General features: G+C 73.3%; 10 protein-coding genes. All 10 read left to right on the top strand.

The genetic code is table 11. The features are described from left to right. Positions 1–401: 401 nt before the first annotated feature. Complete coding sequence (locus ACN28I_RS47325; protein WP_420948434.1) at positions 402–1,964, top strand: pyridoxal phosphate-dependent decarboxylase family protein; 1,563 nt, start codon at positions 402–404, stop codon at positions 1,962–1,964. Beyond that, on the top strand, positions 1,961–3,748 hold the full coding sequence (locus tag ACN28I_RS47330; RefSeq protein ID WP_420948435.1) for an IucA/IucC family protein: 1,788 nt from the start codon (positions 1,961–1,963) through the stop codon (positions 3,746–3,748). Before ACN28I_RS47325 ends, ACN28I_RS47330 begins: the two co-directional genes overlap by 4 nt. Further along, on the top strand, positions 3,745–4,335 hold the full coding sequence (locus tag ACN28I_RS47335; protein WP_420948436.1) for a GNAT family N-acetyltransferase: 591 nt from the start codon (positions 3,745–3,747) through the stop codon (positions 4,333–4,335). Before ACN28I_RS47330 ends, ACN28I_RS47335 begins: the two co-directional genes overlap by 4 nt. After that, entirely contained in the window at positions 4,332–5,693 is a 1,362-nt protein-coding gene (locus ACN28I_RS47340) for a lysine N(6)-hydroxylase/L-ornithine N(5)-oxygenase family protein (RefSeq protein ID WP_420948437.1), read from the top strand. Before ACN28I_RS47335 ends, ACN28I_RS47340 begins: the two co-directional genes overlap by 4 nt. Continuing rightward, the gene (locus tag ACN28I_RS47345; RefSeq protein ID WP_420948438.1) at positions 5,690–7,246 is read left to right on the top strand and encodes an MFS transporter; all 1,557 of its coding nucleotides are present in this window, start codon (positions 5,690–5,692) and stop codon (positions 7,244–7,246) included. Before ACN28I_RS47340 ends, ACN28I_RS47345 begins: the two co-directional genes overlap by 4 nt. Before the next feature lie 37 nt (positions 7,247–7,283). Further along, positions 7,284–9,188, top strand: coding sequence for an IucA/IucC family protein (locus ACN28I_RS47350; RefSeq protein ID WP_420948439.1), 1,905 nt, complete (start codon positions 7,284–7,286; stop codon positions 9,186–9,188). A gap of 122 nt (positions 9,189–9,310) precedes the next feature. Further along, the gene (gene mxcH, locus ACN28I_RS47355; RefSeq protein WP_420948440.1) at positions 9,311–12,037 is read left to right on the top strand and encodes a TonB-dependent siderophore myxochelin receptor MxcH; all 2,727 of its coding nucleotides are present in this window, start codon (positions 9,311–9,313) and stop codon (positions 12,035–12,037) included. Then, positions 12,034–12,747 (top strand): MotA/TolQ/ExbB proton channel family protein, encoded by a 714-nt coding sequence (locus ACN28I_RS47360; protein WP_420948441.1) that lies wholly within the window; start codon positions 12,034–12,036, stop codon positions 12,745–12,747. The genes mxcH and ACN28I_RS47360 overlap by 4 nt, the downstream gene beginning before the upstream one ends. A 2-nt stretch (positions 12,748–12,749) precedes the next feature. After that, positions 12,750–13,181: an ExbD/TolR family protein gene (locus tag ACN28I_RS47365; RefSeq protein WP_420948442.1), complete on the top strand. Its 432-nt coding sequence runs from the start codon at positions 12,750–12,752 to the stop codon at positions 13,179–13,181. Continuing rightward, positions 13,181–14,101 carry an energy transducer TonB gene (locus ACN28I_RS47370; protein WP_420948443.1) on the top strand — a complete coding sequence of 307 codons (921 nt, stop codon included), beginning with the start codon at positions 13,181–13,183 and terminating at the stop codon, positions 14,099–14,101. The genes ACN28I_RS47365 and ACN28I_RS47370 overlap by 1 nt, the downstream gene beginning before the upstream one ends. Positions 14,102–14,140 lie beyond the last annotated feature (39 nt).

Genomic DNA, 14,140 nt, shown 5'->3' on the forward strand with positions numbered 1-14,140 from the left:
CCGGGGGAAATCTACGCGGGGAGTCGCTCTCGGAAACCCGACTTGATAACGCGTTTTCGTCTGCGGGGGCAGCGATGCCGGACTGTTGCCACTGGAGTGAGCCGCATCCATGAACTCGAGCGCTGTTCGGCTTCACGGTGTGATGCGACCAGGTCACGGCCTCTCCGGGAAGCACGGCATTCCCGGACCTGCTTGACAATGGCGATCTGCTTCGACTACAAGCCGCCCGCAATTGAGAGTGATTTGCAATGTCATTCTCAGAGCGCACCCCCGGTTCGGGGGCAGTCGCGCCGTGAGTGCCATCCCAGACGGGAAGGGGCGTCTTTTGCCCGGGCCGGACCAGGCCCTCCGTCTGAGATGGTGTTGAGAATGATTATCAAAGTCTAAATCAAGGAGAGATCATGCAGGCACCATCTGAAGACAGGGAGCTGGAGGCTGGGGTGGTTCCAGGCCGGCTCCGCTTCTCGCCGTCCTTGTTGGCGGGGTCCCCCGAGGGGCTCGCCGAGGTTTCCGCGTCGCTGGTGGGAGCGGTGGGCAGTGCCCTCCGGGCCCGGTGGCCAGAGGGGCCGCTGCGGGCGGGCACCCCGGCCGACGTCCTGGCCACGGCCACGCGGGCGCTGTCGGAGCCCGGCATCCCGGCCGAGGGCATGGGCACGCAAGCGGCGCTGAGCCGGCTGGCGCGGGTGCTGGTGGAGCAGGGCCTGCACCTGTCCCACCCGCGGGCCGTGGCGCACCTGCAGCCGCCTCCGCTCTCGGTGGCGGTGGCCGCGGATGCCCTGGCCAGCGCGAGCAATGCCTCGCTGGACACCTACGACTCCGGGCCGGCGGCGATCGCCGTGGAGCGCTGGTTGATCGACGGGCTGACGCGGCTGGCGGGGTTTGGCGCGCGGGCCGACGGGGTGCTCACCCCGGGCGGCTCGCTGTCCAATCTGCTGGGGCTGCTGCTGGCGAGGGACGCGGCCGCGCTGCGCCGGGGCGTCGATGCCCGCCGGCAGGGCGTGGCCGCGCTGTCCGGGCCGGTGGTGCTGTGCTCGGAGCTGGCGCACTTCTCGGTGCACCGCGCCTGCGCCGCGCTGGGGCTGGGCGAGGAGGCGGTGTTGCCCGTGCCCACCGACGCGCGCCGGCGGATGCGGCCCGAGGCGCTGGCCGAGCTGCTGCGCGGGCTTGGGCCGGAGCGCACGCCGCTGGCCATCGTCGCCACCGCGGGGACGACGGACTTCGGCTCCATTGATCCGCTGCCGCAGCTCGCGGAGCTCGCCGCCGAGCATGGCGTCTGGCTGCACGTGGATGCGGCCTACGGCTTCGGCGCGTTGTTCTCCGAGCGGCTCGCGGGCCGGCTGGCGGGCCTGGAGCGGGCGGACTCGGTGACGGTGGACCTGCACAAGCTGGGCTGGCAGCCCGCCGCGGCCAGCGTGCTGCTGGTCTCCGACGCCAAGGCGTTCCGCGCGCTGGACCGGCAGGTCGCCTACCTCAACCCGAGCGACGACTCGGCCGAGGGGTATGACGGCCTGCTCGGCCGCAGCCTGCAGACGACCCGCCGGCCGGACGCGGTGAAGATCGCCGCCACGCTGCTGGCCTACGGCCGCCGGGGGTTGGGGGAGATGGTGGACCGCTGCCACGAGCTGGCCCGGTACGCCCAGCAGCGCATCTCCACCGAGCCCGAGCTGGAGCTGGTGGCTCCGGCCGAGCTGACCACGGTGGTGTTCCGCTATCGCGTCGGCGCGGACCCCGTCTTCGAGGACGAGCTCAATGGCGCGCTGCGCAGGCGCTTGCTGGAGACCGGGACGGCGCTGATCGGCCGCACCGCGGTGCGCCTGGCCGGACCCGGCTCGCCGGAGCGGGTCTGCCTGAAGTTCACGCTGCTCAACCCCACCTCCACGCCCGAGGACCTCGACGGGCTCGTGGACGCGGTGCTGGAGGCCGGACGGGCCTGCTCGCCCCGCATCGAGAGAGGTGCCGCATGAATGCCCTCGCCCTTTCCCTGGAAGCACCGCGGACGGATGTCTTGGATGACGTGGACGCCCGCCGCGTCTCGGAGCACGCGCACCTGGAGGCGCTGCTGAGATGCTGGCTGGCGGAGACCCGCACGCCCGTGGCCGCGGGGCCGCTGCGCCTCGCGCTGCCGGCCACCGGGCTGGCCCTGGTCACCGAGGTGCGTCACTGCTCGCCCACCGGCTGGCACCGCTTCGGCCCGGTGCGCGTGGAAGGCCCCAAGGGCCGGCTCGGCGCCTTCGCGGATCCGGTCCTCGCCATCGCGCTGGTGGCCAGTGAGGCCGCCGCGAAGGGGGGCGCCCGCGCGGGTGGAGTCCCCTCGGACGCGGTGGCGGATCTGGTGGAGCGCACGGCGGAGTCGGTGCGCCGGGTGACGGACTTCGTGGCGCACCGCCGCCAGCATCCGCGGCCTCCTCCCGGCGTGGATGGCTTCCTCGAGGCGGAGCAGGCGCTGCTGCTGGGGCACCTGCACCACCCCGCGCCGAAGAGCCGCGACGGTATCTCCGCCGCGGAGGCCGTGGACTTCTCCCCGGAGCTGAGGGGCTCGTTCCGGCTGCACTGGTTCGCCGCGGACCCGTCGGTGGTCTCGCACGACGCCGTCGCCGGGGCCCCGTCGCTGGCGGGCCGGGACGCGGTGGGGTTGATGGAGGAGCTGGCCGGGCACACCCTCGGGGATGGCCGGGTGCTGGTGCCGGCGCATCCCTGGCAGGCGCGGGAGCTGCTGCACCGGCCGCGTATCGCCGCGTTGATCGACGCCGGGCTGCTGGAGCCGCTGGGCGAGCTGGGGTCGCGGTGGTGGGCCACCTCCAGCGTGCGCACGGTCTACCGGCCGGACGCGCGGGTGATGCTGAAGCTCTCGCTGGGGCTGCGGCTGACCAACTCCCGCCGCGAGTCCACCCGCACCGAGCTGCGCCGCGGGTTGGAGATCAACCGGCTGCTGGACGCGGGGTACGCCCGGAGCACCTTCGACGTGCACCCCGGATTCTCCATCGTCCGGGATCCGGCGTGGCTGGCCGTGGACGAGCCCGGACGGCCGCAGGGGCCGGACATCACCGGACTGGACGTGGCCGTGCGAGAGGTGCCGCCGGGTGTCTCCGGGCTGCGCTGCCTGGCCGGGCTGGTGGCGCCGCGCCCGGGCGCGGGACGCAGCCGGTTGGGCGAGCTGGTGGCCGGCCTCGGGGCGCAGGCCGCCGAGCGGTGGGTGGCCGGCTACACCGATCGCGTGCTGGTGCCGATGCTGCACCTGTACGCGGCCACGGGGATTGGTCTGGAGGCCCACCAGCAGAACACGCTCGTCCGTCTGGATGCGGCGGGCCAGGTCACGGGCGCGGCCTTCCGGGACAACCAGGGCTACTACCTCGCCTCGTCCCACCTGCCCACGCTGCTCGAGCGGCTCGGAGTAGGGGCCTCGACGCTGGCCGTGGTCGCCGACGCCATCGTCGACGAGCGGCTCTCCTACTACCTCCTGCGCAACCAGGCCCTCTCCGTCGTGGGGTGCCTCGCGGTGGATGGGCTGGGGGAGGAGCGTGCGCTGCTGGCCGTCATGGCGGCGCGGCTGAGGGCGGCGCTGCCCGCGCTGGCCTCGGCGGGACCGCGAGGCGACAGGCTGGCCCGCCGGTGGCTGGAGGCGGACACGCTCCCGGCCAAGGGCAACCTGTTCACCCGGCTGCATGGGATTGACGAGGTGCTCGCACCGCTGGACGCGCAGTCGGTGTACCTCGACGCCCCCAACCCGCTGCGCGAGGTGGCGCGATGATCGCCGCTCAGCCCATGGACGAGGCGCTCGTGGAGGCGATTCCGGCGCCTCCGGTGCCGCGGCTGCTGGCGCCCTGGTCGGCGCGGGCCGCGCACACCCAGGGAGACCTGGAGCTGGTGCACCGCTGGATGCAGGCCCCCCACGTGGCGGCCTTCTGGAAGCAGGACTGGCCCCTCGAGCGCTGGCGGGAGGAGCTGCTGCGGCAGCTTGGAGGAATCCACTCGCTGCCCTGCCTGGTGCACCACGAGGGCGAGCCGGTGGCCTTCCTGGAGGTGTACCGGGTGGTGAGGGATCGGCTGGCGGGGCACTACCCGCAGCGGCCGTATGACCTGGGCGTGCACGTGGCCATCGGCGAGACCGGCCGCACCGGCCAGGGCCTCGGCCGGGCACTGCTGCGCGCGGTGGCCGAGGGGCTGCTCGCCGCTGAGCCCCGGTGCACCCGCGTCGTCGCCGAGCCCGACATCCGCAACGCCCCGTCACTCCGGGCGTTCACCGCCGCCGGCTTCCGGACCGTGGGCGACATCTCCCTGCCCGACAAGACCGCGGCGCTGCTGGTCTACCCCCGCTCCGAGGAGGACATGCCATGAGCACCCCACCCGACACTGCCTCGCACGACACTTCCTCGCACGACAACATCCTCCACTCCGAGCACGACCTGGTGGCCATCGGCTGCGGGCCCTTCAACCTCGGCCTGGCGGCTCTCGCCTCCCGGGTGGAGGGGCTCGAGCTGGTGGTGCTGGAGTCCCTGCCGGAGCTGCGCTGGCACTCCGGGCTGATGTTCGACGAGGCCCAGCTCCAGCTCAGCTTCCTCGCCGATCTGGTCACCCTGGTGGATCCCACCCACCCGCTGTCCTTCCTGGCCTACCTGCGGGACAAGGACCGGCTCTACCCGTTCTACATCCGCGAGCGCTTCCACCCGACCCGCCGCGAGTACGAGGACTACCTGCGCTGGGCGGTGGCGAAGCTGCCCTCGGTGCGGTTCTCGCACAAGGTCGAGTCCGTCCGCTGGGACGAGGGCCGCCAGCGCTTCACCGTGCACGTGGTGCGCGGGGACGGAGCGCGGCTGTGCATGGCCGCCAGGGATGTGGTCATCGGTATCGGGACCGAGCCGTCGGTGCCGGAGCCGCTGGCGGAGCTGCCCCGGGAGAAGCTGGTGCACACGGGGCACTACCTGTTCCGTCAGGACGACGTGAAGGCCGCGCGGCGGGTGACGGTGGTGGGCTCCGGCCAGTCCGGCGCCGAGGTCACGTTGGATCTCCTCCAGCGCAACCTCGCGGGCGGGCCGGCGGTGAGCTGGCTGACCCGGACGGCGTCCTTCGCGCCGCTGGACTACACCAAGCTCGTCCTGGAGATGACCACGCCGGCCTACGTCCGGTACTTCCATGCGCTGCCCCAGCCGACCAAGGACCGGCTGGTGGCCGAGCAGTGGCGCCACTACAAGGGCATCTCCACGGACACCCTGGAGCAGCTCCATGATCTGCTGTACCGGCGCGAGCTGGAGCAGGGGCTGGCCGACGTGGAGCTGCGCAGCGGTATTGCCGTGGAGTCCTCCGGCGTGGACGCCGAGGGGCGGGTGGTGCTGCGTTGCCGCCACGCGGACACCGGAGGCACCTTCGAGCACACGACGGAGCTCGTGGTCGCGGCGACGGGCTACCGGCAGCGCCGGCCGGGGTTCCTGCGTCCCATCGAAGGGCTGCTGCGCCGGGACGAGCAGGGGCGCTACCGCATCCGGCTGGACTACTCGATCGAGCTGGCCGAGCAGGTGAGTGGGCGCATCTTCGTGGTCCACGCGGACCTGCACAGCCATGGCGTGGCCGCGCCGGACCTGGGCATCAGCGCGTACCGCAACGCCACCATCCTCAACACGGTGGCCGGACGCGAGGTCTTCCGGCTGCCCAGGCACACCGCCTATTCCAGCTTCGGGCTTCCGGAGGTGGTGCGATGAGCGCGCTCACTCCAACGGCTGGAGCCGTCCAGGCCCCCGCGGCCTCTCCCCGGGGTGGCACCGCGGGGTGGACGTTCGCGCTCGTCAGCGCCGGTGGCGTGGTGATGACGCTCGATGTGACGGTGGTGAATGTCGCGCTGTCGGCCATCGCGAGGGACCTGGAGGCCGGGCTGCACCAGGTCCAGTGGACGGTCTCCGCGTACTCGCTGGCCTTCGGCGCGCTGCTGCTCACCGCGGGGGCGCTCTCGGACCGGCTCGGACGCAGGGCCGTGTTCGTCACGGGCATCTCCCTCTTCACCCTGGCGTCGGCTCTGTGTGGTCTGGCGCCGGATGCGCGCACGCTGATCGCCGCCCGGGTGGCGCAGGGCCTGGGCGGGGCCATGGTCTTCGCGCCCTCGCTCGCCCTCCTCGCCGCCGTGTACGAGGGGGAACGGCGCCGCAGGGCCATCGCCACCTACGCCGTCATCGCCTCCGCCGCGGGCGCGCTCGGCCCGGTGGTGGGTGGGCTGCTCGTCGAGACGCTCGGCTGGCGGTGGATCTTCCTCGTCAACCTCCCCATCGGTGTGGGGATCATCCTCGGCGCGCTGATGCGGATGCCCGCCCTCACGCCCGTGGACTCGAGCCGCCGGGTGGATCCGCTGGGGGCGCTGCTCGCCATCGGCGTGCTGCTGTCGCTGCACTCCCTCCTCATGGTGGGGCCGGAGGCCGGCTGGCTGTCGTCCCGGGTGCTCGTCCTGGCGTGCTCCGGCGCCGTGCTCCTCGTGGCGCTCGCCGTGAGCCAGCGGCGTCCGGACAGCATGCTCGACCTGGAGCTGCTGCGCATCCCCGCGTTCTCCGGAGCCGCGGTGCTCGGCTTCCTCGCCCGCATGTCGAGCCTGGGCGTCCTCGTCTTCACCACCTTGTGGCTGCAGAGCACCGGCGAGGCCTCCGCGCTGCGGGTGGGGCTGCGTCTGTTGCCGCTGACCGGCAGCCTCCTCGCCGTGGGGCTGTTCACGGCGCGGCTGCAGGCGCGGTTCTCCGGCGCCGCGGTGGTCTCGGGCGGCTTCGCCCTCCAGGGCCTGGGGCTGCTCTGCCTCGCCGGGGCCGGGGCCGGGGGAGGGGAGGCGGTGACGTTCACCGGCCTGGTGCTGCTCGGCGCGGGAGGGGCCATCCTCTTTCCGCCGCTGATGGGGGTGGCGGTGAGCGTGGTGCCACCCCACCGCACGGGCATGGCCTCGGGCCTGACCAACGCCTGCTACCCGCTCGGCACCGCTACGGGCGTCGCGCTCTTCGGCGCCGTGTTCTCCGCCCGGCTCGGCTCCCGGCTCGACGCCACCGCCTTGTCCGGGGAGGCGGCCCGGCACGTCCGCTCGGCCCTCGAGACGGGACAGCTCGAGCTCATCGAGCCCGCGCTGCGGCCGCTCGTCCTGCCGGCCTTCGCCGACGCCTACCAGGCCGTCTGCGTGGCCGCCGCGGGGGTGTGCCTCCTCGGTGCCGTGCTCGCCCTCCGCGTCCTCTCCGTCCCCACGCGCCAGGCCACCGGCCCGGCCGCGCTCACCCGTCACGCTTCCTGAATCCCACTTCTGAAATCCCGCTTCTGAAGGAGTCACCATGCAGACCCAAGCCGAAGATCGGACCCCGAGCGTCCTGGTTGTCCTCCCCCAGGCCACGGCCAGCGCCGCCGCCGAGCCCTCCGCCGAGCCCTCCACCGACGTATCCGGGCACCCGGTGCCGGAACTGCCCGCGGTGACGCCCGAGGCCTGGCGCGAGGCCAACAGGCAGCTCCTGGCCAAGGCCCTCGGGGAGTGGTGCTTCGAGGACATGCTCAAGCCCATCCCCTCCGGGGAGGGCCGCTTCCGGGTGGACCTCCAGAGCGGCACGTCCTACGTGTTCGCCGCGGAGCCCGGCGCCTTCGGGTGGATGCGGGTGGATCCCCGCTCCATCACCCGCACGGCCACCAGCATGCTCGGCAACAGCATCGCCGAGCCCGCCTGGGACGCGCTGCGCTTCCTCTCCGACGTCTCCACCACCCTGGGGACGGATGCCTCGACGCTGGCCACCTACTTCACGGAGCTGTCGGCCACCCTGGCGGTGGATGCCGCGCGGCTCACCCATGGCGGCACGAGCGCCGCCGGGCTGCGTGCCCTCGGCCACACCGAGCTGGAGTGCCACATGACGGGGCACAACTGGCTGGTGGCCAACAAGGGCCGCGTCAACTTCTCCGCCTCCGACGTGCGCCGCTACGCCCCCGAGTCCCGCCAGCCCGTCCGGCTGCAGTGGATCGCCGTGCACCGGGGGCTCGCGGAGTTCCGGGGCACCTCGGAGCTGTCCGAGCGGGACGTGCTCCTGCGCGAACTGGACGAGGAAACCCGGGCCCGCTTCGCCCGGGGGCTGCGCGCCTCGGGCCTCGAGCCCGATGCCTACGTGTGGATGCCCGTGCACCCCTGGCAGTGGGACCATGCCGTCCAGGTGCTGCATGCCGCGGACGTGGCCCAGCGGCGCATCGTCCCGCTGGGGGAGAGCCCCGACGCCTACCTGCCGGGCCAGTCCATCCGCACCATGGCCAACGTCTCCACCGAGCGCCGCTTCGACGTCAAGCTGCCGCTGAGGATCCTCAACACCCTGGTGTGGCGGGGCATCCCTCCGCACTGCACCCAGGGCGCCCCCGTCGTCACCCAGTGGCTGCATGGCCTGCTCCAGAAGGATCCCTTCCTGGCGGAGGAGTGCCGCACGGTGTTCCTCGGGGAGGTTGCCTCGGTGACCGTTCAGCACCCGTACCTCGCGAAGCTGCCGGAGGTGCCCTACCAGCACCTGGAGACGCTCGGCTGCATCTGGCGCGAGTCCGTGTCGTCCCGCAAGGACGCCTCCGAGCGGGTGCGCACCTTCGCCTCGCTGCTGCACGTGGACAGCTCGGGCGTGGCGTTCGTCACCGAGCTCGTCCGCGCCTCGGGGCTGGCGCCGGAGCAGTGGCTGCGGCGGCTCTTCGAGACGCTGCTCGTGCCCATCATGCACGTGCTCTACCGCTACGGCATCACCTTCAACCCGCACGGGCAGAACACGCTGCTGGGCTTCGACGAGCGCGACGTCCCCCACCGCCTGTACCTCAAGGACTTCGTCGACGACGTGTGCGTGTCCTTCACCAGCGTGCCCGAGCGCGGCCCGGAGCCCGACGGGCACGATCACGTGCTGCCCCGCAAGCACCCGATGGTCATCCGCCAGCACGTGGTGGACCAGGTCTTCGTCGGCCACTTCCGCTACCTCGCGCCGCTGTGCGCCGAGCAGCTCGGCGTGCCCCAGCGGACCTTCTGGCGCCTGGTGCGGCGGACCATCCTGGACTTCCACCAGCGCTTCCCCGAGCTGCGCGAGCGCTTCGCCGAGTACGATCTGCTCACCCCGCAGATTCCCCGGTATGCGCTCAACCGGGACCGGCTCGTCGTCACCCGCTACACCGACAGGGCCCTGCGCCACGCGCTCTACCCCAACGGCACCCTGCCCAACCCGCTCGCGGAGGAGTGAGCCGGCGGGCCCCGGTGGCTTGACTGGTCCCGCCTGGACGGCTAGAGAGCGGGGGGGAAATTGAGAATGTCTCTCAAATTCATTGTCATCGGGGATGTTGTCCCGCGAGGTAGTCGAGCGCCGTGAGCCGTCCCCGCGTCCTCATCGCCGTGCTGTGGTTGGGGCTCCTGCTGCCGGTGGTGGTGGGGGCCCCGGCCCATGCGGGGGAGGCGGACGTGGCGGTGGAGCCACCCGCGCCGCACGAGCTCGCCGAGGCCGTGTATCCGCCCGAGGCGCTCGCGGAGCGGAGGTCCGCGCGGGTGGTGCTGAGGCTGACGGTGGACGCGGCCGGCCAGGTCACCGGGGCGGAGGTGGCCGAGTCCGCCGGCCCTGGCTTCGACGAGGCCGCCCGCGAGGCCGCGCTGCACTCGCGCTTCACCCCGGCGCGCCGGGGGGGCACGCCCATCGCGGCGCGAATCCTCTACGCCTACGAGTTCCACCCGCCCGTGCTGGAGGGGGCGCTGGCCGGCCAGGTGCTGCTGCCCGGGGCGGGCGGGGCTCCGGCCGTGGGCGCCGAGGTGCTGCTCACGGACGAGGCGGAGCACACGCACCGGGCGCGCACGGACGAGGAGGGGCGCTTCCGGCTCGAGGGGCTGCCCGCGGGGGTGTACGCGCTGCGCGTGGCGGCCCCGGGCCTGGGCCGGGCGGAGCTGCGCGTGGCCGTGGTGGCGGGAGAGACGACCGGGACGTCGCTCCGGCTGCTGCCCGGCGCGGACCAGAAGCCGCTCCAGGTGACGGTCCAGGGCGAGTCCGCGGCCGAGCGGCTGCGCCGTTCCGCGCAGGCGGTGCGGGTGGTGGAGACGGAGCAGGCCCGGCGGCAGACGGCGGACCTGGGCGAGGTGCTGGCGCGCTCCGAGGGCGTCGGGGTGCAGCGCGGAGGCGGCCTCGGCTCCGGCGCCCGCTTCACGCTCAACGGCCTGTCGGATGATCAGATCCGCTTCCTGCTCGACGGGCTGCCACTGGAGCTCTCGGGCTACCCCTCCGGCATCGCCAACGTGCCCGTCAACCTCATCGAGCGCGTGGAAATCTACCGGGGCGTGGTGCCGATCCGCTTCGGCGCCGACGCCCTGGGCGGCGCGGTGAACCTCGTCACGGACGAGGACATCCGGGGCACGCTCGGCGCGGTGTCCTACCAGGGGGGCGCGTTCGGCACGCACCGGCTGACGCTGCACGCGCGGCACCTGTACGCGCCGGGCGGCTTCTTCGCGCGGGTGGGCGGCTTCCTGGACCGGGCGGACAACGACTACCCCATCGACGTCGAGGTGGCGGATGCGAAGGGGCGGCTGTCGCCCGCGCGCGTGCACCGCTTCCATGATGGCTACCGGGCCTCGGGCCTCCACGCCGAGGCGGGCTTCGTCGATCGTCCCTGGGCCCGGCGCCTGCTGCTGCGCGGCTTCCTGACGCGCTCCTCCAAGGAACTGCAGCACAACCCCGTCATGACCGTGCCGTACGGAGAGGCCGGGTATGACCGCGACGCGGCGGGCGCGACCCTGCGCTATGAGCAGGTGCTCGCCTCCGGCGTCTCGCTCGGTCTGGTGGGGGGCTACAGCTACGGGGAGACCCGGTTCCTGGACGTGGGCACCTGCGTCTACAACTGGTTTGGCCAGTGCCTGCTCCAGCGCGTGCAGCCCGGTGAGCTCGAGGCTCGGCCGAGGGATCAGGTGACGTGGCAGCACGGCGGCCTCGCGCGCCTCCACCTCGGCTGGCGGCCGCACCCGGGGCAGGAGCTCCGGTTCTCCGCCGCGCCGACGTACGTGCGCCGGACCGGTGACGAGCGCGCCCCCACCCCGCCCGGAAGCAGGGAGCCGCTGTCGGCCGTGCACGAGCTGCTCACCCTGGTGACGGGAGTGGAGCACGAGTGGGAGCTGCTCGGCGGCCGGCTGGAGAACCTGCTCTTCCTCAAGGACTACCTCCAGCTCGCCCGCTCCCGGGAGTCCCTGCCGGGGGGGTTGGCGCTGGCGCAGGAGCGGAGGACGCACCGGCTCGGCCTGGGAGACGCGCTGCGGCTGCGCCTGTCGGACGGGCTCCAGGCCAAGGCCTCCTACGAGTGGGCCACCCGGCTGCCGCGAGCGGACGAGGCGTTCGGGGATGGGGTGCTCGTCGCGCCCAACCCGGAGCTCCAGCCCGAGACGAGCCACAACCTCAACGTGGGGCTGGCCGCCGAGCTGCCCGGCACGGCCGCGGGCGCCTTCCGTGGGGAGCTCCAGGGCTTCCTGCGCCTCACGGATCAGCTCATCGTCCTGCTGGGCAGCGACAACGCCTTCGCCTACCGGAACGTCTACGCGGCGCGCTCGGTGGGCCTCGAGGCGTCCGGCGGCTGGACGCTGCCCGGGGACTTCCTGTCGCTGGAGGGCAACGCCACCTGGCAGGACTTCCGCAACACCTCGGGGGAGGGGGCCTTTGGCGGTTTCCTCGGCGACCGCATCCCCAACCGGCCGTACTTCTTCGCCAATGCGTCGGCGCGGCTGCGGCGGGAGGCGCTGGTCTCCCCGGGCGACGAGCTCTCGCTGGTATGGAACCTCCGGTACGTGCACGCCTTCTTCCGCGGCTGGGAGAGCGTCGGGCTGCGGGACTCCAAGCAGGGGGTGCCCTCGCAGACGCAGCACTTCCTGGCGCTCACCTACGTGGCGCGGGGCAACCCCGTCACCCTGGGTTTCACCGCCGAGGTGCAGAACCTCATGGATGAGAAGGCCTACGACTTCTTCGGCGTGCAGCGGCCCGGACGGGCCTTCTACTTCAAGACCACGTTGAGCCTGGAGGGCGGGCGTGGCGCGACTCCGGACGCCCCGGCGCCCCTGGGAGGACGATGACGATGGATACCGTCGAGACCCTGAAGAACCTGCTGGTGCAGACCGGCGCGGCCTGGGTGCTATGGCTGCTGATGCTGCTGTCCGCGGTGAGCCTGGCGCTCGCCGTGGAGCGCTTCCTCTACTTCCGCGCCAGGAGCGATGATCTGCGGGGGCTGGCGGCGATGCTGGACGCGCACCTGCGCGCGGGCTCGCGGCAGGAGGCCATCTCCGCGCTGGGGGCCCTGCGCTCGGCCGGGGCCGCGGTGGCGCTGGCGGGGCTGCGGCTGGCGGACCGGGGCCCGGCGGCGGCGGAGAAGGCGATGGCGAGCGCGATGGCCATCGAGCGCAAGTCGCTCGAGGCGCGGCTCGTGTTCCTCGGGACGCTCGGCAACAACGCGCCCTTCATCGGCCTGTTCGGCACCGTCATCGGCGTCATCCTGGCCTTCGAGGAGCTGGGCAAGGCCCAGACGGCGGCCGGCACCGCCACGCAGGCGGCCTCGCAAGCGGTCATGGGGGCCATCGCCGAGGCCCTGGTGGCGACCGCGGCGGGCATCGCCGTGGCCCTGCCGGCCGTGGCGCTCTACAACTGGTTCCAGCGGCGCATCGCCGTCATCCTCCTGGACGCGGAGGCGCTCTCCAGCCTCGTGCTGGCCTACCTCTCGGACACGACGGCGCGGGTGGAGGCGCCCGTGTCCCCCATGCCGCGGTCCGCCGCGGCGGGAGGGCAATAGCCATGGCCGGTGGATCGCAACCCCGGGGTGGGATCATCGAGGGCATCAACGTGACGCCGCTCGTGGACATCGTCCTGGTGCTGCTCATCATCTTCATGGTCACGGCGAAGATGGTGGTGACGCCCGCGGTGCCGGTGGATCTGCCGCGAGCGTCCCAGAGCGAGGAGGTGCAGACCCTCCTGGCGGTGACCATCCAGCCGGATGGCGGGCTGCTCGTCGACGGCGTGGTGTGCACGGACGAGGAGCTGCGGGAGAAGGCGCGGGAGGCGCTGGGGCGCGACGAGGGGTTGCGCGCGGTGCTCCACGCCGACGGCGCCGTGCCGCACCGCCGGGTGATGGCCGTGCTGGACGGGCTCAAGGCCTCGGGCGTCGAGCGCGTCGCCTTCGGTGCCCTCCCGCCCGGAGCGGATGAGCCCGCGGAAGGAGGGAAGTGATGACACGGCATGCAATGGGTGCGGAAGCGCCGGCCGGGAGCATCGCGCAGGTGGTGTTCGGGCCGCCGCCGGGAGCACGCCGGACGCCGGCCCGGGCGGCGGTGGCCGGCCACCCCGAGCCTCCCCCCGGGAGCATCGCCTCCATCGTGCTGGGCGGCCGGATGGGCGGTTCCCGGCCCGTGCTGCTGCTGGGCGCGCTCGCGCTCGCCGTCATGGGCCATGCGCTGCCGGTGTGGGCCGCCTCCCGGGCCTTCGTGGAAGCGCCGGCCGCTCCGCCGCGCCGCCCGGTGCTGGCGTTCGAGCACCTCGTCGAGCTGACGCCGCCCCCAGCCCCCGCCGCGCCTCCCGCGCCAGCGCCCGCGCCACCGCCCGCCGTGCGTGTGCGGACGAGCGCCGTTGCTTCCGCGCCGCGGGCCGCGCCCCGGGAGCACGCCGTGGCGCCGCCGCCCGCGCCGGCCATGGCGGGCCAGGTCGTCGCGGCGCAAGGGCCCGCCGAGCCGCTGGACCTGACGGGCTTCGACATCGTCACCGGCGGCGGTCCGCGGTTCGTGGGGGGGAGCACCTCCTCGGCCGGGACGAGCACCCAGGCCGTGCACTCGCGCGAGGTGGCCGCCGATGGAGTGCCGGACGGCACGGGCGGCAGGGCGCGCCCGGTGAGCCTGCCGGCCAGCAACTGGCACTGCCCCTGGCCGCGGGAGGCTGGCGGGCTGGGGCTCGACGAGCAGGTGGTGGTGCTCCAGGCCGTGGTGCGTCCGGATGGCACGGCCTCGGCGGTCCAACTCCTCGCCGACCCGGGCCACGGCTTCGGCGAGGCGGCCCTGGCCTGTGCCAGGCAGGCGCGCTTCGCCCCCGCGGCCGATGAGGATGGCGAGGCCTACACCGCCACGTCGCCGCCGATCCACGTGCGGTTCACCCGCTGAGACGATGACAGCACTGCGCCGGCCAGGGACCCCGGCCGG

This window comes from Archangium gephyra (assembly GCF_049060025.1).
GTDB classification, from domain to species: domain Bacteria; phylum Myxococcota; class Myxococcia; order Myxococcales; family Myxococcaceae; genus Archangium; species Archangium gephyra_A.